Raw genomic sequence first — 18,311 nt, 5'->3', positions numbered from 1 at the left:
TACATCCCTGTCCGTGGGGTCAAGGCGATGCTGAGTTTGGTATACCATTTTAGTTCGTGGATTTTCGGCAGGCCCGGCCATCTTCCAGCATCTGATCAAGATCGAGCGGAGTTTTGAAACCGTTGCGCACCTTGGTATCGCGGTCGATCTCCTGGGCCTGAATGGCGGGTAGGGCAGCAATGACGCCATCGATTTGGTCAAAGGGAATAACGACCACGCCGTCCCGGTCGGCTACGATCATGTCGCCGGTCGCCACACGAACTCCGCCCACCATCGCGACGCCGCCGGTGTATCCGGGGCCTTTGGAAAATGGCGAATTGGGGGACAAGCCGGTACACCACGCGGGTAGGCCAGCGGCAACAATACCGTCATAATCGCGCATTGGCCCATCGGTGGCAAAGCCTACCGCGCCGGCATTGCGCAGCTGACCCAATAATAAATCTCCAGCGGCGGCACAGCCCTGATGGCCTTGGGCTTCGGCGATAACGAAATCCCCCGCTTGAGCCATATGCACAGCACCCAACGTACCGATGATATCACCCGGACTATTGCCCGCCACCAAGGCCGGGCCAAAGGCACAACAGTCGAGATCGCGACCAAAGCCCACCGGCTCAACCGTGACGGCCATGGCCCCAGTTCCGCCCAAGGCGTCACAGATAAAACTTGTCGGGATGCCATCAAACGCCGCGATTTGTTCGGGGCTGGGGCGCGGGGCCCCGTCGACAAGGGTTAGGGCAGGGGGCTCAGTCAGCATGGGTCGCCCCCTCGGGCGCGCGCCAAACCAACCGTACATAGGCCAAGCCAGAGGCCGTGGCGCTACATCGGGTCTTTTGCAGCAAAATCTGTTCGTCTTCGGCGTTTTGAAGCGTGGCCAATTCGGCCATCCGGTCACATTGCAACAACCCGCTAAGCAAATCGTATTTCACCTCAATACTGGCAATCGGGGCTATGTCCGGTAGGCTACCTTTGATCATGTCCAACGCGGTGCTCATCCCGCCCGACCATGTGTCTTGGGCCTCTTTGAAACAGAGCGTTGCGACATTGGGGGTTTCGGCGGGAACTTCAAGGCAAGGGACATGGGCGTTGTCCACGCATGACATCGGAGACGTCCCCAAGCTGCGGGCGTTTTCAATACAACCGTTGACCTCTTGCAAGGCGACCTCTGCGCCAGCTGAAAGCGGCGCGGTCAATATCACCAGCCCAAGTGCCATGACTCGTTTCATTGATGTCCCCCCAAACGTCCCTAAAACGTCTCTGAGACGTTCTCCTAAAAGATTTGGTATACCAGAATTGAGAAAGAAACAATTCACAAGCGTATCTGCTTGCTATGTTCGATCAATGGGAAATGATCGCTTGCAGGTTCCAAAGAATGGTATACCATTTTTGCAAATGGGGGAGGTTGGTTTCATTATTTGGAACTAAATCTTGAATAATGGAACCTTCTTGTCGTGCCACTGAATTCGCGCTACAGCATCGGTGACACGAGAGAGGGGCGGCTGCCGCCACACGCCGTGCAACCCCGACTAACAAATGTGAATAGCTTATGCGCATGGCCCACGGGCTGTGCCATGCCAGGGAAGGAAAAACATGTCAGATACCCGCGCCCACAAGCGGTTCCGCTCTCAGGAATGGTTCGACAACCCGAACAATCCGGGCATGACCGCTCTCTATCTTGAACGCTACCAGAACGCGACATTCACCCGCGAAGAGCTTCAGAGCGAGCGCCCGATCATCGGCATCGCCCAAACCGGCAGCGATCTGGCCCCATGCAACAAAATCCACGTGTTCCTGATGGATCGGATCAAGGCCGGTATCCGCGAAGCGGGCGGTATTCCGATGGAATTTCCGGTGCACCCGATCCAAGAAACCGGCAAACGCCCCACGGCGGCGCTTGATCGCAACCTTGCCTATCTGACCTTGGTCGAGGTGCTGCACGGCTATCCGATTGACGGCGTCGTTCTGACCACGGGCTGTGACAAGACAACTCCGGCGATGTTGATGGGGGCGGCAACGGTTGACCTCCCGGCGATTGCGCTCAATGGCGGGCCGATGTTGGACGGTTGGTTCAAAGGCAAACGCGCCGGGTCGGGCACAGTGATCTGGGAAGGCCGTCGTTTGCTGGCCGAGGGCAAGATTGACTACGAAGAATTCATGGAGCGCGCCTGCGCCTCGGCCCCGTCGATGGGCCATTGCAACACCATGGGCACGGCGTCGACGATGAACGCCATGGCCGAAGCGCTGGGCATGACCTTATCCGGAAGTTCCGCCATTCCTGCGCCTTTCCGTGAACGCATGGAAATGGCCTTTTTAACCGGTAAGCGCATTGTGCAGATGGTTTTAGATGATCTCAAACCATCTGACATCATGACTCGCGAAGCCTTTGAAAACGCAATTGTCACCAATGCCGCGATTGGTGGGTCGACAAACGCCCCGCCGCATTTGCAGGCCGTAGCCCGCCATGTTGGGGTCGAGCTTAACGTCAAAGATTGGGAAACTGTTGGTTTCGATGTGCCCTTGTTGGCCAATGTCCAACCGGCGGGCGAATATCTGGGCGAAGGGTTCTACCGCGCTGGTGGCGTCCCCGCGATCATGGGTGAACTTAAGAAAGCCGGGCGTTTGCACGAAGGCGCGATGACCGCCTCGGGTCAAACCATGGGTGAGACATTGGAGGGTATCGAAAGCGTCGATCTCGACGTGATCAAAACCTATGATGCGCCGATGCGCGAAAACTCGGGGTTCAAGGTCCTGTCTGGCAATCTCTTTGACAGCGCTCTGATGAAAACCTCGGTGATTTCGGCGGACTTCCAACAACGTTTCTTGTCGCATCCCGGTAAAGAGGGCGTACACGAAGCCCGCGCCATCGTGTTTGAAGGGCCAGAGGATTATCATGACCGTCTGAACGATCCGGCGCTTGAAATTGATGAAAACTGCATCCTGTTTATTCGCGGCGTCGGCTGTGTTGGTTATCCCGGCTCGGCCGAAGTTGTGAACATGCAGCCGCCTGATGAGCTGATCAAAGGCGGGATCAACCACCTGCCAACCGTTGGCGATGGCCGTCAGTCGGGCACATCGGAAAGCCCGTCGATCTTGAATGCGTCACCTGAATCGGTTGTGGGTGGTGGTTTGGCTTACCTCAAAACCGGGGATATGGTGCGGTTGGATTTGAACAATTCGACGCTCAATGCCTTGGTGGACGATGGCGAATGGCAGGCGCGGATCGACGCCTGGGAAGAGCCGGAGTTGGAACACCAGACGCCTTGGCAAGAGATTTATCGCAAGCATGTCGGGCAATTGGCCGAAGGGGGCTGTCTTGAGCTGGCGACGGCCTATCAGAAAATTGGCCGCACCTTGGCGCGCGACAATCACTAATTTAAAGGAGCCTTCGATCTGATCGGGGGCTCTTTTGGTCTAATGGGGGATGGGGCGCTGGCCCGTCTCGAGCTTTGCTCGAGACTCCCCGGGATATTTGGGGAAAGAAGAAGCTGCGGGAGGTTTCATGAGCAAGACGATTATTATCACCGGGGCCGGGCGTGGAATTGGCAAAGCCTGTGCCGAGGCGTTTTTGGACGCGGGATGGCGCGTTGGATTGATTGGGCGTAGCCCAGAACCACTTGAGGCCTTGGCGGATCGCTACGCAGGGGCGGCTTTGGCCTTGCCTTGTGATGTGACGGATGAGGCGCAGGTTGATGCGGCTTTTGATGCGGTGGTCGCCGAGTGGGGACGCTTGGACGCGCTGTTCAACAATGCCGGGGTGAGTGTTAAAGGCGCGCCGATAGATGAGGTGAGCGTTGAGGATTTCCGCCAGTGCATGGACATCAACGTGACCGGATCGTTTGTTTGCGCACGGGCGGCATTTGCGCGGATGCGTCGGCAGGACCCGCAAGGTGGGCGGATCATCAACAATGGATCGGTATCGGCCTATGTGCCGCGCTGGGGATCGGCCCCCTATAGCACGTCGAAACACGCCATCACCGGGTTGACGCGAACGATTTCATTGGATGGTCGGGCGTTTAACATTGCCTGTGGTCAGATCGACATTGGCAATGCGCTGACCGACATGGCGCAGGCCATGACCCAAGGGGTTCCGCAGGCGGACGGGTCTATCGCGGTGGAACCCGTAATGGATGTTGCGCATGTGGTAAGTTCGGTCATGCATATGGCGGAACTTCCGCTTGAGGCGAATGTGCAATTCATGACCGTCATGGCCCCTGGCATGCCCTATATCGGCCGCGGATAAAGCCAGATTGCGAGAGGCCGGGCGCACCCAAATTCCATGCATGGAATTTGCAAAAGCCGTGCACGGCTTTTCCGCCTGTCTCACGCGCTGGTTTTGATCTGTTCGCGGTGCCAGATATAGAGGCCAGAGGCGACAATGATTGAGCCACCAACAAGTGTCCAAAGGGTTGGCCAGGTATCAAAGACAAGGATACCGGCCAAAGCCGCCAGAAAGATTTGGATATAGATCACCGGGGCAAGGATCGACGCATCGGCCAGACGATGTGCGGTTGTCGCGCTAATATGACCGAGCGCCCCAAAAACACCAATGATCAGAAAGGCGGGCCAAGCCTTGGCGCTTGGCCAGACCCAGATTGGCAGCACCACAGGGATCAGGACCAGTGTCGCAATACCGCTTGCCCAAAGCTGTTGCGCGGCATTGCTTTCGCGCCCGGCCATTTTGCGCGTCATGATAAAGTAAAGCGAGGCCAGAGTGATTGCCAAAATGTTGAGAAACATCGCCGGGTGATAGGCCGTGCCCCAAGGCTGCATCACAACCAACACGCCTAGAAACCCAACACAGACGGCGGCAATACGGCGGATGCCGACCTGTTCCCCCAGCAAAGGGATCGCCAAAAGCGTGATCACAATCGGCCCGGCGAACATGATTGTCGTGGTCACGGTGATCGGTAGATATTGCAGCGCTATAAAGTTACAGATCGTGCTGCCCAGCAAGAAGAACGCCCGAAGCGCCTGTTGCCAAGGGTGATTTGTTCGAAAAGCGCTTGGCCCCTCACGCAGCATGAAGAACCCAAAGGCCGATATGAAATGGCCGAAATACCGGGCGAAAACCACCTGAAGGGCGGGCAAGCCGGTGAGTATCAGCCATTTCGCTGTTGTGTCGATGCAAGTGAAAAACACCACCGCCAAGGCCATCAGCATCACACCGGCTTTGGTGCGCTCTTCGCGGGGGGCGGTGGTGGCCATTGCTTATCCTTTGGGTAGGTTGCGACTCATCCAGTCAACCATTTCCGGCACCATCATATCGCCTTCACCAGCGTCACGGGCTTCGTTCAAGGTGTTGCTGGCACAGGCCGACATGCGGCTGTTCAAGCCCAACTCGGCGGACATTTCGCGGAAATAGCCAACATCTTTGCCGGCGTTGTCCACAGAGAACGCCAAATCGATCTGGCCATCAACCGCATAATTGCGAATGAAGTCCATCATGCCCGAGCGCAACGGCCCCGCGGCCATCACATCATATAGGGCTTGGCGGTCAATCTCGGCGGCATCTGCCGTGACAAAGGCCTCGGCCATGCCCATGGCAACGGTCTGTGCAAAGAAGTTGTTGATCAGCTTGATTGTGTGACCGCTGCCCAGCTTGCCCAAATGAAAGACGTTTTCGCCCAGCACATCCAGCACGGGCTTGGCGCGATCAAACGCGCCCTTGTCGCCAGAGCACATAAGGTTCAACAACCCGTCCACAGCATGGGCCGGGGTGCGCCCAATTGGGGCATCCATATAAAACGCGCCTTTGGCATCGATATCCGCGCCGATTTTGATCGTCGAACCGGGTAGGGAGGTCCCGAAATCGATGATGATTTGCCCCTCTTTGACCCCGGCCAATACGCCATCATCGCCATAGATGCGGCCCTCGACCTGCTCAGACGTGCCCATACAAAGCATGACGATGTCGGTCGCTTCTGCGACCTCGCGGGCATTTGCGCCCTCGCTTCCACCGCGCGCTAGGGCCTCTTCGACGCCGGTGCGGTCGCGGTTGCCCAAAACGGTGACTTTATAGCCGTCCTTTTGCAGGCATTCGACCATGGCGCGCCCCATTAGGCCCAATCCGATAAATCCGATATGTTCTTTGCTCATCTCAAGCTCCTGTATAGTCGCCGGGCACACCGCCCGCCCGGACCGGCATCCCGGTCTGGCCAGACAATGTGGCGGCCAATGAAATTTCTAGCGCTGCAAGCCCGTCTTCGGCGCTGCAGAGCAGGGTGTCTTTGCCGCCCGCAACCACATGGGCAAAGCGGCGCATTTGTTCGCGCAATGGATCGATTTTGTCGAACTGCGGCCCGGCGACTTGGGTCATTGGGGATTTCCAATTGGTCGGTTCGCCCTTGGTGCCGGTCCATAGCGTCAATGACGGGAACTCCAATGCGCCCTCGGTTCCCGTCGCGCGAATGTAGTCTTGACCCGATTGCGCCAAATCCGGGTTCTCGCCACAGGCGGCCTCGAAAGCCCAAGGTGAGGCACCGGCATCTGAGATCAGGAATGATCCCAAAGCCCCGTTGGCAAAGCGAAAACTAAGTGTCGCGGTATCCTCAACCCGTAGGTGGCGCGCCGCATTGGACAACATCGCCGACACCTCGGTGATATTGCCAAACAGAAACCGCAACAGGTCGACCTCGTGGCTCAGGTTGGTCATCAACGGGCCGGCACCGGGGGCGCGCCGCCACGGAACGTCATAGTAGCTGTCATGTTTGCGCAGCGACCAAAACCCTTGCAAAGCAATGGGTTTGCCGATCTTGGCTAGCCTGTCGCGCGCCGCAATACTAAACGGATGGCAGCGGCGATGATGCCCGGTAAAAAGCGGTAAACCCAATGATCCAGCAAGGCGGATCAACGCCTTGGCCTCATCCATTGATGCTCCGATTGGTTTCTCAACCAAAACGCCCATGCCCCGTTCCAAAGCGTCGCGCGTGGCGCGAAAATGCAACGGGGTTGGGGTGGCGACAATGGCGGCCTTGGTGCCCTGTGGAAGCTCGGCGACATCGGCCACCATCGGCAAGCCAAGCGCCGCCAAATCGGCCCGCCGCGCCGCATCAGGTTCGACAACACCAACAAGAGCCACATCAGGAAGCGTCTGAGCAACCTCGATATGGCGCATCCCGATCTGGCCGGCACCGATCACACAAAGGGGAAGGGCCGCCGCCATTACATGACCGCGCCGATTTGCCAGGGCACAAATTCATAGTCGCCAAGGCCCTGCGCCTCGGATTTGCTGGCCTCGCCGCTGGCCATGCGCAACCACATCTCATAGATTTCGCGGCCGACCTCTTCGATCGAGGCGTCACCGGTCAGAATGCGCCCAGCATTGACGTCCATGTCATCGGTCAGGCGATTGTACATATCGCTGTTGGTGGCCACTTTCATGCAGGGCGAGGGTTTGGACCCAAAGGCCGATCCGCGCCCGGTGGTGAAACACACAAGGTTACAGCCCGAAGCAATTTGTCCGGTGACCGAGGCCGGGTCGTAGCCCGGACTATCCATAAAGGTGAACCCTTTGGTGGTGACCGCTTCGGCGTATTTAAAGACCCCGGTAAGCGGTGTCGTGCCACCTTTGGCCGCCGCGCCAAGCGATTTTTCAAGGATGGTGGTAAGCCCACCCTTTTTGTTGCCCGGCGAGGGGTTGTTATCCATGCTGCCCTTGTTACGGTCGGTGTAATCCTCCCACCAATGGATCAGATCGACCAATTTAATGCCGACGGTGTCATCCACGGCGCGGGCGGTCAGCAGATGTTCGGCCCCGTAAATCTCGGGTGTTTCGGCCAAAACACCAGTGCCGCCTTGAGCCACCAAGAGATCACAAGCAAAGCCCACCGCCGGGTTGGCGGTGATGCCGGACCACGCATCAGAACCGCCACATTGCAGCGCCACCATCAGCTCAGAGGCAGGGCAAGGTTCGCGCTTGGCCTCGTTGACGAGGGGGAGCATGGCTTTGATTTTGGCAATGCCTAGGTCAACGGTTTTACGCAATCCGCCAACGTCTTGGATGTTCATCGATTGAAAAAGCGGGCCGGGTTTAAGCCCATAGGATTCGATCAACCAATCGATCTGGTTCATCTCACAGCCAAGCCCGGCCATAAGAACGCCGCCGACATTTGGGTTGCGGGCATAGCCCCACATCACTCGTTGTAGCGCTTCGAACCCGGTGCCGTCGCCACCCATGCCGCAACCGGTGCCATGCACAAAGGCGGTGACGCCATCGACGTTTGGATAGTCGGCCAAAACCTCCGGAGTAAAGGCCTGGGCAATCATCCGCGCCGCCGTGGCCGAACAATTCACCGAGGTCAGAACGGCGATGTAATTGCGGGTGCCGACACGACCGGTGTCGCGGCGATAACCCATAAAGCTGTCTTGGGTTGTGGCAGGGGCAACGGGGCGCAGATTGGTGGCGAACCCGTAATCGGCCTCAACGTTGCGAAATTCGAGATTATGGGTGTGAACATGGGCTCCCTTGGCAATGTCCTCGGAGGCAAAGCCGATGGTTTGGGCGTATTTTTGTACTTTTTGCCCCGCCTTGATGTCGCAAAGCGCCAGCTTGTGACCACGCGGGATCACGTCGATGGCCTCGGATTGGCCGGGTTGCAATGTGATTAGGGCCGTGGCGACATTGTCCTGAGGGGACAGGCGGGTGGTGCTCATGGGTGGCAGTCTTTCATAAGTCTGCCCCGGGCGGGACCCGGGGCAATTTGATGTGGTGTCCGGCGCGAAACCGGGAGGTTTGGTATCGGGCCCCGACCTTGGGACCCGATCAGTTTACAAGAAGATCGTGACGATCGGTGGCCAGATCAGAAGAACCGATAGCGCCAGCAATTGCAGGGCGATAAAGGGCAAGAACCCTTTGAAAATATCGGTCAGCGAGATATGCGCCGGAGCCACGGATTTCAGGTAGAAGGCCGCAGGACCAAAGGGGGGGGACAGGAAAGACACCTGCATGTTCATACAGAACACAACCCCAAACCAGATCGGGATATACTTGGCATCAACCGAACCAAGGAACCCAATTTCCTCGGGTGGCAGTTTCATCACGATTGGGAGGAAAACCGGCATGATCAGAAGAACAATGCCAACCCAATCCATGAACATCCCCATGATTAGGAACACTACCATCATCACCAGAATGATCCCCATCGTCGGCATATCGGCCCCAACAATGGTGTTGGCCACAAAGGTCGGCCCCCCGGCGAGCGTATAGGCCGCAGCCAAAGCCGCCGCGCCAATGGTGACCCAAATGATGGTGCCCGTCGATTTGATGGTGCGCATGATCGCGTCCCAGACAATGTCAAACGTCATCTCACGTCGGATCAACCCGATGACAAACACGGCCACAACGCCCATGCCCGCCGCTTCGGTGATGCCGGTGATCCCGCCATAGATCGAGCCAAGAACAACGCCGATCACCACGGTAGGGGCGATCAGACCTTTGCCCATGTCCCAGCCGATTGCGGTGCGTTCGCGCCCAACGATGACAAAGACGACCAAGGCGCAGAGAACAAAGGCCCCGACGATCCAAGGAATATCAGACACCATGCCCAACGGGATCGGGTCAACGCCTTCGGTGATGGCGTTTTCGCCGGTCACGGTAAAGAACAGCGCCCGTGCAAAGATCACACCGGACACCCACATGCCAAACCGAGCCAGAAAGCCAAGGAACATCATGCCCTTTTCGCTTCCGGCGGGGGCATCAGGATCTTCGGGCGGCAAGGGGGCCTGATCTGGGTCCAATTGCGTGCGGATGATGATGTAGACGATAAAGAACGACGCCAACATGAACCCCGGCAAGAACGACGCGGTGAACAGCGCCTTGATCGAGGTTTCCGTCACCAATCCGTAAAAGATCAAAACGATCGAGGGTGGGATCATAGTTCCCAAAGATCCCGAGGCGCAGATCGTGCCGATGGCGAGGTTCTGGTTATACCCAAGGCGGAGCATCTGGGGCAGGGCGATGAGGCCGAGCAAAACAACTTCGCCGCCGATGATGCCCGACATCGCCGCCATGACCACGGCCATGATCGACGTCACAATCGCAATACCGCCACGCATCCGGCTCATCCAGACGTTCAGCGAGCTATACATATCCCGCGCGATACCCGAACGTTCGAGCAGCGCGGCCATGAATATGAAGAGCGGCACCGATATGAGCACATAGTTGGTCATTTGTCGGTAAACCGCCTGACCCAACACGTTAAACGGCCCCATGCCAAAACGGCCAAACATCAAGTCAGGGCCAAATTTCATCAACAATGTTGCAACCGCCAAAAAGGCAGAGGCAAAGCCAAGCGGCATGCCAATTGCCAGAAGGGCGAACATGCCCAGCAGCAAAATCAGGCTAAGTGTGCCGACATCAACCATTATTTATCCTCCCCGGAGACTTCTAGCGTGCGGCGAATATTTTCGATTTCGGTCTCGTCAATCTCATCCGCAGGAGAGTGATGTTCAGGAGCCTTGTTCCAATCGGCGATCAGGTTTGACAGCGCTTGGATCGCAACCATGATGATGATGATGATGATCATCGGCTTGATGGTGGCCGGAATGGGCGGATCCCACGCTGTGCCAAAGGTCTCCATCCGCATGAATTTGGCTTTGGATTCGGAATAACCGCCCCAAAACAGGCAAAAGGCAAAAACCCAGATCAAGAACACCGAGATGCAATCCGAGAGTTTTTGCATCCATCGCGGCATCATATCGTAGATGATATAAATGCGGATGTGGCTGCGTTGCTGCATGGCGTAAAGCCCGGCCAGCAAAAACAAAAATCCGGCGAGCCAGAGCGACATTTCGTTGGCCCAGAGCGTGCCGGAGGAAAAGACGTAGCGCGAGATGACTTCGTAGAACATCACGATGACGATCAGCGGCAACATGATCATCGCGATGCGCGAACACACCAAAGAGATGATGTCGAAAAAGCCAGATGGTTCGCTTTCGATCGATCCGACCGTGTCGGAAAGATAGACCGAGGCAAAGAACACCGCGCCAAAGACGGCGAAGAGCGTCAGATAAACGATCAAACGACCTTCGGGACGCAGCATTTGGTGCATGCCGATGTCGCTGCCGAGAAAGTAGTTAGAGAAAGCAAGGCCGCCAACCAGAAGTAGGGCGGCGGCACCAAATCCGATCATCAGTAGCCGAACAGGCTGGCGGGCGGGACCGAGCCAGACAGAAGGTGAGGACATAGAGATTTTCCTTGGATGGAAGGAAAACTGATCCCGGCGCGCGGGTGGGCCACGCGCCGGGCAGTCAGTCAGCCCAAGGGCTTATTCAGACACGGGTTACTCGGATACGAGGCCCAGCTGCTTGAGGTAGCCAAGGTGGCTGGCAACCAGCGCCTTGGCTTCGTCGGTGGTGGCGAACTCGGGCCATGTGGCCTGGGCTGCGTCACGGAACGCCTGCAGATCTTCGTCAGACCAAGCGTAGAGTGTTACACCATCTTCACGAAGCTGAGCCGCGGCTTCGGCGTTTTTCTTTTCAAAGGTCAACGCAGTCTGCAGCGCCAGCTTTTGCATGGCGGTGTCCATGATGGCGCGATGGCTGTCGCTCAGACCATCCCAAACCATTTTGTTACAGGCCAAGTGATCCGATGGCATCGAGTGGAAGCCGGGATAGTTGGCATGTTTCACCAGATCATAGAGACCCAAACCAACGTTGTTGGCGAGACCCGAGGCATCAGCACCGTCGATGATACCGGTTTCAAGCGCGGTAAAGATTTCGGTGAAATCCATCACGATTGGCTTGGCACCGAGCTTTTCGAAAATCTTGGTTTCCATGCCGGGAGGTGAGCGGAATTTCCAGTCTTTGAAGGCTGCTGGGCCGTCGATTGGCTTGGAAGACGCCAGCGATTCCTGACCGTAGACCCACCAGCCAACAAGCTGCATGCCAAAGCCGTTATAGAGCTCTTGGGCCGCGTCGTAGCCGCCACCATGATAGAGCCAGCTGAGCTGTTGGTAAGGCGTGTCGTAGCCGCCCATGATGTCGCCAACAAACTGGAACGCCGGGTTTTTACCAGTCTGGTAACCACCACCGGTCATGTCGCAATCCAGGATGCCGTTGGCCGCCGCGTCAAAAGTTTCAACCGAGGCCACAACAGACGACGAGAAGAACATCTCGATGTCGATGGCACCGCCTGACATCAGTTCAACGTCACTTGCGAATTGCTGAGCCAGCTGACCGGACACGGTTTCAGGCGCATAGTGCGTCTGAATCCGCAGGGTCACGTCAGCAGCCATCGCTGCGCCACCCGCAACGGCCAATGCCGCGCCAGCAACTGAATTTAGAATCATTTTCTTAAGTTTCATTCTTTCCTCCCCGAAGGCGACACTCCTCCTGTCGCCGTTGTTTTTAAGGGTCTTTTTGGTGACCCTTGCGTAAGATGGTATACCATCTGGGCTTCACGCTAGCGAAAGCGTGGTCGACAATCAACAGATTTTGGTATACCAAATTTTGCACTCGACATTTTCGGTCAAGGTTCGAACAAGGACCCAACCTGAAAGAGGGCTAAGAAGGGCATGGCAGAAGAAAACCGCTTTGAGCATATCGCAAACCGCCTACGGCGGGGGATTTTGCGTGGCGATCTTGCGCCGGGCTCTCCGATCAAAGAGCGCGACAACGCCGCCGAAATGGGGGTGAGCCGTACGCCGATGCGCGAAGCGATTCGCCAATTGGCCAACGAAGGTTTGGTGGTTTTGCGCCCATCCCGAAGCCCGATTGTCGCCGATCCATCGTGGAAAGAGATCAGCGATTGCATGGATTTGGTCCGCGCGCTTGAGCTTTTGTCCGGCGAATTAGCCTGTGCCAAGGCAACCGACGAAGAGATCGACCAAATCGCCGCGATCCAAGCGCGGATGGAAGCGGAATCAGACTCGATTGATGAGATCGATCTGTTTGAAATCGACATGGAATTCCATGTCGCCATTGTGCGCGCGTCGCATAACATTCCGCTGGCTGAAACCCATCGCTCTTTGTTGTCACGTCTTTGGCGCGCCCGTTTTTTGGGGTCACGCGCAGGGCGCAACCAAGACCGCGTTTTCGCCCAGCATCAGGCGATTTTGGCGGCGCTGCGCGCCCGGGACGCCGCTGCTTTTCAGGCCGAACTGCGCAATCACCTCAGCATTCTGAAACAACAAATCCGACAGTTTTATCAAGAGGTTGAAGAGGAAACCGCTTAGGCGCATTCCTCTAGGATAAGCTCTTGCGCATGTCGCGTGGCGTCATGCCGAATTCGCGTCGAAAGGCACGGGTAAGGGCGCTTGGGTCTTCATACCCACAACGCGTGGCGATTTCGGTGACCGATTGCCGCGTTTGTTCAACCAACCGCCGCGCCACCCCAAGCCGAAGTGACAGGTAAACGCTACGCGGGCTTTGGCCCGTGGCGCTGATGAAATGTTTTTCCATGGCCCGCAAACCCAGACCAAGCCGTTTGGCGATGGCCTCAAGGGGAAGGGGGGCTTCGGTGGTGCGCCGCATGATTGCGACAGCGGCTTGGACAACTTGATTGTCGCCCATACGCACCGGCGCGATCTCGGCCGGGTCGCGTTCGCCATGCATAAACAAGGCCGCCACTTCGAGCCGTAGCATCGTGCCGTGATGCTGCCCGATCAGGTCAAGCATCAGCTCCATCGTTGTGCTGGCCCCACCACAGGACAAGATGGGCCCTTGGCCAATATAGCGATCTTCGCGCACCTCAACCTCTGGAAAACGCTCGGCAAAATGGATGAGCTCATCCCAATGAATGGTGGCGCGTTGCCCATCCAATAATCCGGCCTTTGCCAAAAGCCACGATCCCATATCCAACCCGGCAATCTGCTTAAACCGCGTCCGCGCGGCCCGCAATGCGCGCAGAGTTTGAGGAGTGCCTTGGTCCCGAAACCCATAGCTTGGCAGCACCAACAACAGGTCTCCTCCGGGATGATTGGTCAGGGTGTTATCAGGGGTCACAGGCAATCCGCTAGACGATGTGACCGTCCCGTTTTCAATCCCCAAGAACTGCCAATCATACAGGTTTTGACGCGCAAGTGAGTTGGCCGCGCGCAGGGGCTCCACGGCGTTGGCCAAGGCGTGATTGGAGAATTGCTCAAAAAGTAAAACGCCAATTTTGCGTGTTTTTGGGGCGGGGTTCGACTTGTGCATGGTCAACGCCGTATCATGCACGATTAAAACTGGCGAGCCAAAGTTACCTTTTGTGCAGAACACGAGGAGCGCCGCATGCATTTTGGTTTGTCAGAAGAGCAGGAGATGATCGTCTCGACCGTCCGCAGTTTTGTCGAAAACGAGATTTACCCCCATGAAGCCGAGGTTGAGCGCAGCGGGCAGGTGCCTCATGAGCTGGGGGAGCAGATCAAGCAGAAATGCATCGATCTTGGCTTCTACGCCTGCAACTTTCCCGAAGAGGTTGGCGGCGCTGGCCTGACCCACATGGATTTCACCTTGGTCGAACGTGAACTAGGCCGCGGGTCTATGGCGCTCACGCATTTCTTTGGCCGACCCCAAAATATCCTGATGGCCTGCGCCGGTGACCAGCGTGACAAATACCTACTGCCTGCGGTGCGGGGCGAGCGGATGGATGCGCTGGCAATGACGGAACCGGATGCCGGGTCAGATGTGCGTGGGATGAAATGTCAGGCTCAGCGCGATGGTGGTGATTGGGTTGTGAATGGGTCCAAGCATTTTATTTCTGGTGCGGAACATGCTGATTTCTTTATCGTTTTTGTGGCGACAGGTGTAGATGACACGCCCAAGGGACCGAAAAAGCGCATCACCTGTTTTCTGGTCGACCGTGGCCATCCGGGTTTTGACGTCCGCGAGGGTTATCACTCGGTCAGCCACAAAGGGTACAAGAATTACATCCTGAGCTTTGATGACTGCCGCCTGCCGGATGCGCAGGTTTTGGGCGAGGTGGATGGCGGGTTTGAGGTCATGAACGAATGGCTCTATGCGACCCGTTTGACCGTGGCGGCCTTTTGCGTCGGTCGGGCGCGGCGCTGTTTTGACTATGCTTTGGACTATGCCGCCGAGCGTAAACAATTTGGCCAGCCGATTGCCAAGTTTCAGGGCGTGAGTTTTCAGGTCGCCGATATGATCACCGAAATTGACGCGGCGGATTGGCTGACATTGTCGGGCGCATGGCGTTTGGATCAAGGTTTGCCAGCGAACAGAGAAATTGCCTCGGCCAAGCTTTATGCCAGCGAAATGTTGGCGCGGGTGACGGATACGACGTTGCAAATTTTTGGCGGCATGGGGTTGATGGATGACTTCCCGATTGAGCGCTTTTGGCGCGATGCGCGGGTTGAACGGATTTGGGACGGCACGTCTGAGATTCAGCGCCATATTATCAGCCGCGATCTCTTTCGCCCAATGGGAGCATAAAGCGTGAGGCTGGGCCAAATTCCGTGCACGGAATTTGCACCGCAAGAGGCGAGGGCACATGTCGGATAATCTGTCGCGTTTGTTGAAGCCGCAGAGCATCGCGGTGATTGGCGGGGGGGCGTGGTGCGCCAACGTCATTCGGGAATGTCGCAAAATTGGGTTTGCTGGGGATATTTGGCCGGTTCATCCCAAACGGTCCGAGGTTGGCGGTGTGGCGGCCTATGCGTCGATCGACGTGCTGCCTTCGGCACCGGACGCGGCCTTTGTTGGTGTGAACCGCGAGGTTACGGTTGAGGCGGTTCGGCAATTGGCGGAACGCGGTACCAGCGGGGCCGTGTGCTTTGCATCGGGGTTTCAAGAGGCACAGGCCGAGCTAGGAAATGGTGCCGACCTTCAAGCTGCGTTGCTTGCTGCTGCCGGTCAAATGCGTATATTGGGCCCCAATTGTTATGGCTTTATCAATGCGTTAGATGGTGCCGCCCTGTGGCCGGATCACCACGGTATGACGCAGGTCGAAAGCGGCGTCGCGATCTTGACGCAAAGCTCGAACATCGCTTTGAACCTGACCATGCAAACACGCGGGTTGCCGATTGCGTATCTAGGCACCGTTGGAAATCAGGCCCAAACGGATTTGGCCGAGCTGGGCATGGCGGTTTTGGATGACCCTCGGGTCACGGCCCTTGGTTTGCATATCGAAGGGATTGCAGACATTCGCCGCTTTGAAGCCTTGGCCGCCAAGGCATTCAATCTTGGCAAACGTATTGTTGCTCTCAAGGTCGGCGCGTCCGAACAAGCCAGTGCTGCCACGATCTCTCATACGGCGTCTCTGGCGGGGTCGGATGCGGGGGCACGGGCCTTACTGGCCCGGCTTGGTATTGCGCAAGTTGGGACATTGGCGGGGCTTTTGGAGGCTTTGAAGGTTCTGAATTGCAGCGGTCCGTTGGAACATGGTGGGATCGCGTCGATGTCATGTTCGGGCGGCGAGGCCAGTTTGATGGCTGATAGTGTCCTTGGTTCGAACCTATACTTTCCCGCGTTGGGTGCAGATCAAGAAGAGGCCTTGCGAACGGCGCTTGGACCCAAGGTCGCCTTGGCCAACCCTTTGGATTACCATACATACATCTGGAACGACGGCCCCGCGATGACCGCTTGTTTCAGCGCGATGATGGCAACGGGGGCTTTGGCTCTGGGGGTCGTTGTGTTGGATTTCCCGCGGTTAGATCGCTGTGATGCCGCGGAGTGGGACAGGGTCACCGATGCGGTGGTTGCCACGGCAAAAGAGACCGGGCGGACAATGGCGGTATTGGCCAGCTTACCGGAAACAATGCCAGAGCATGTGGCCCAAGATTTGATGGCGCGCGGTGTGATCCCGCTCTCTGGTATTGGGGAAGCCTTGGAAGGGTTGTCGGCAGCGGTTTGGTTGGGGGCACATGGGCCTGCGTCAACGCCAATATTGCGCCCTCAAAACGGTGCCGGTTCTGCGACTGGGACGGGGGATGCGGCGGATACCCAATCGATTTTGAGCGAAGGGGCCGCCAAGGCGACCTTGGCAGAGCATGGGTTGATGGTTCCACTTTCACGCCGTGTTTGTTCAGTTGAAGAGGCGGCGAATGCAGCGCAGGAAATCGGGTTTCCAGTTGTTTTGAAGGGTGAAGGCTTTGCCCATAAAACCGAGGCCGGGGCGGTGAAAGTAAACCTTTGCTCACCGTCGGATGTGATTGAGGCGGCAGAAGCCATGGCCGCGCAAGACTACCTAGTGGAACAGATGATTTCGGGGGCCTTGGCCGAGGTGTTGGTTGGGGTGACGCGCGACCCGGCGCATGGCTATGTTTTGACGCTGGGCGCGGGCGGGGTTTTGACTGAACTTATGCAGGATACGATGTCGCTTTTGCTGCCGGTGGACGAGAGGGGGCTTGTCTCTGCACTGGAAACTTTGCGGATCGCGCCATTGTTGTCCGGGTATCGGGGCGCAGAGGCGGCGGATGTGAAGGCGATTGTAAACGCCGTTCTTGCGGTTCAGGACTATGTGATTGCCCATGCGGGGGCGGTTGGCGAAGTTGAAATTAACCCGCTGCTATGTCTCCCTAAAGGGGCCGTGGCGGTGGATGCGTTGATCAGATTGGAGAAACAGGCATGACAGGACCTATTCGAACCGAGCGTCGTGGCCATGTGTTTGAAGTGACACTGGATCGGCCCAAGGCAAACTCGATTGATTTGGCCACAAGTCGGATCATGGGTGAAGTGTTCACCGAATTTCGTGACGATCCGGAGTTGCGCGTCGCGCTTGTGACAGCCGCGGGTGAGAAGTTTTTCTGTCCCGGGTGGGATTTGAAGGCCGCCGCCGATGGGGACGCCGTCGATGGTGATTATGGGGTTGGCGGCTTTGGCGGGTTGCAAGAGCTGCGCGGCTTGAACAAGCCGGTGATCATGGCGGTGAATGGGATTTGCTGTGGCGGTGGTTTGGAATTGGCGCTGTCGGGCGATATTATTCTAGCGGCGGAACACGCCAGTTTCGCCTTGCCGGAAATCCGGTCTGGAACGGTGGCGGATGCGGCGAGCCTCAAGCTACCCAAGCGCATACCATACCACATCGCGATGGAAATGTTGTTCACAGGCCGTTGGTTAGATGCCGAAGAGGCGGCGCGTTGGGGGATGATTAATCAAATTCACCCTGCCGGTGATTTGATGGCCAAAGCGCGCGAGATGGCGGATGCTTTGGCGGCCGGTCCACCCTTGGTGTTTGCGGCGATCAAGGAAGTGGTGCGCGAGGCCGAGGATATGAAGTTTCAAGACGCGTTGAACAAGATCACCAAATCGCAGTTTGAAACAGTTGAGAAATTGTATCGCAGTGAGGATCAGTTGGAGGGGGCCAAGGCCTTTGCCGAAAAGCGGGATCCGGTTTGGAAGGGGCGGTGATGTTTGTCGCCGCTCGTGCCGGGTCACGT

General features: G+C 57.2%; 16 protein-coding genes. 6 read left to right on the top strand and 10 right to left on the bottom strand.

Annotated elements, in window-relative coordinates; translation table 11 throughout:
* Positions 1-49 precede the first annotated feature (49 nt).
* Both Q1A43_RS11705 and Q1A43_RS11700 read right to left on the bottom strand, forming a co-directional pair.
* Entirely contained in the window at positions 50-754 is a 705-nt protein-coding gene (locus Q1A43_RS11705; RefSeq protein WP_299935291.1) for an RraA family protein, read from the bottom strand.
* Positions 744-1,223, bottom strand: coding sequence for a hypothetical protein (locus Q1A43_RS11700; protein ID WP_299935288.1), 480 nt, complete (start codon positions 1,221-1,223; stop codon positions 744-746). Before Q1A43_RS11700 ends, Q1A43_RS11705 begins: the two co-directional genes overlap by 11 nt.
* 364 nt (positions 1,224-1,587) lie before the next feature.
* On the opposite strand from Q1A43_RS11700, the gene Q1A43_RS11695 reads away from it, so the two are divergent.
* On the top strand, positions 1,588-3,369 hold the full coding sequence (locus Q1A43_RS11695) for an IlvD/Edd family dehydratase (RefSeq protein WP_299925734.1): 1,782 nt from the start codon (positions 1,588-1,590) through the stop codon (positions 3,367-3,369).
* Positions 3,370-3,496: 127 nt separating this feature from the next.
* Positions 3,497-4,237, top strand: coding sequence for an SDR family oxidoreductase (locus tag Q1A43_RS11690; RefSeq protein WP_299925731.1), 741 nt, complete (start codon positions 3,497-3,499; stop codon positions 4,235-4,237).
* An 80-nt stretch (positions 4,238-4,317) separates the two neighbouring features.
* Here Q1A43_RS11690 and Q1A43_RS11685 read toward each other — a convergent pair whose 3' ends face one another.
* The 7 genes from Q1A43_RS11685 to Q1A43_RS11655 all read right to left on the bottom strand — a co-directional run bounded on the left by Q1A43_RS11685 (position 4,318) and on the right by Q1A43_RS11655 (position 12,299).
* Positions 4,318-5,202, bottom strand: coding sequence for a DMT family transporter (locus Q1A43_RS11685; RefSeq protein WP_299935286.1), 885 nt, complete (start codon positions 5,200-5,202; stop codon positions 4,318-4,320).
* A 3-nt stretch (positions 5,203-5,205) separates the two neighbouring features.
* Entirely contained in the window at positions 5,206-6,093 is an 888-nt protein-coding gene (locus tag Q1A43_RS11680; RefSeq protein ID WP_299935283.1) for an NAD(P)-dependent oxidoreductase, read from the bottom strand.
* Position 6,094: 1 nt separating this feature from the next.
* Positions 6,095-7,159, bottom strand: coding sequence for a Gfo/Idh/MocA family oxidoreductase (locus Q1A43_RS11675; protein ID WP_299935280.1), 1,065 nt, complete (start codon positions 7,157-7,159; stop codon positions 6,095-6,097).
* Positions 7,159-8,649: a UxaA family hydrolase gene (locus Q1A43_RS11670; RefSeq protein WP_299935278.1), complete on the bottom strand. Its 1,491-nt coding sequence runs from the start codon at positions 8,647-8,649 to the stop codon at positions 7,159-7,161. Before Q1A43_RS11670 ends, Q1A43_RS11675 begins: the two co-directional genes overlap by 1 nt.
* A 114-nt stretch (positions 8,650-8,763) precedes the next feature.
* Positions 8,764-10,359, bottom strand: a complete 1,596-nt coding sequence (locus Q1A43_RS11665) for a TRAP transporter large permease subunit (protein ID WP_299925714.1) — start codon at positions 10,357-10,359, stop codon at positions 8,764-8,766.
* On the bottom strand, positions 10,359-11,180 hold the full coding sequence (locus Q1A43_RS11660) for a TRAP transporter small permease subunit (RefSeq protein ID WP_299925711.1): 822 nt from the start codon (positions 11,178-11,180) through the stop codon (positions 10,359-10,361). Before Q1A43_RS11660 ends, Q1A43_RS11665 begins: the two co-directional genes overlap by 1 nt.
* Before the next feature lie 96 nt (positions 11,181-11,276).
* Entirely contained in the window at positions 11,277-12,299 is a 1,023-nt protein-coding gene (locus tag Q1A43_RS11655) for a TRAP transporter substrate-binding protein (RefSeq protein WP_299925709.1), read from the bottom strand.
* A gap of 210 nt (positions 12,300-12,509) precedes the next feature.
* Here Q1A43_RS11655 and Q1A43_RS11650 point away from each other — a divergent pair, with 210 nt between their 5' ends.
* Entirely contained in the window at positions 12,510-13,169 is a 660-nt protein-coding gene (locus tag Q1A43_RS11650) for a GntR family transcriptional regulator (protein ID WP_299925706.1), read from the top strand.
* Between the two features lie 10 nt (positions 13,170-13,179).
* Here Q1A43_RS11650 and Q1A43_RS11645 read toward each other — a convergent pair whose 3' ends face one another.
* Positions 13,180-14,193 (bottom strand): GlxA family transcriptional regulator, encoded by a 1,014-nt coding sequence (locus tag Q1A43_RS11645; RefSeq protein ID WP_299935276.1) that lies wholly within the window; start codon positions 14,191-14,193, stop codon positions 13,180-13,182.
* A gap of 12 nt (positions 14,194-14,205) precedes the next feature.
* Here Q1A43_RS11645 and Q1A43_RS11640 point away from each other — a divergent pair, with 12 nt between their 5' ends.
* Genes Q1A43_RS11640 through Q1A43_RS11630 form a run of 3 tightly spaced genes read left to right on the top strand, consistent with a single transcriptional unit; the run spans position 14,206 to position 18,282 of the window.
* Positions 14,206-15,366 (top strand): acyl-CoA dehydrogenase family protein, encoded by a 1,161-nt coding sequence (locus Q1A43_RS11640; protein ID WP_299925700.1) that lies wholly within the window; start codon positions 14,206-14,208, stop codon positions 15,364-15,366.
* Between the two features lie 58 nt (positions 15,367-15,424).
* Entirely contained in the window at positions 15,425-17,503 is a 2,079-nt protein-coding gene (locus Q1A43_RS11635; RefSeq protein ID WP_299935273.1) for an acetate--CoA ligase family protein, read from the top strand.
* Complete coding sequence (locus Q1A43_RS11630; protein WP_299935269.1) at positions 17,500-18,282, top strand: carnitinyl-CoA dehydratase; 783 nt, start codon at positions 17,500-17,502, stop codon at positions 18,280-18,282. The genes Q1A43_RS11635 and Q1A43_RS11630 overlap by 4 nt, the downstream gene beginning before the upstream one ends.
* Positions 18,283-18,311 lie beyond the last annotated feature (29 nt).

This window comes from uncultured Pelagimonas sp. (assembly GCF_947498515.1).
Taxonomy (GTDB): Bacteria; Pseudomonadota; Alphaproteobacteria; order Rhodobacterales; family Rhodobacteraceae; genus Pelagimonas.
This window is presented reverse-complemented; position numbering and strand designations above follow the sequence as displayed.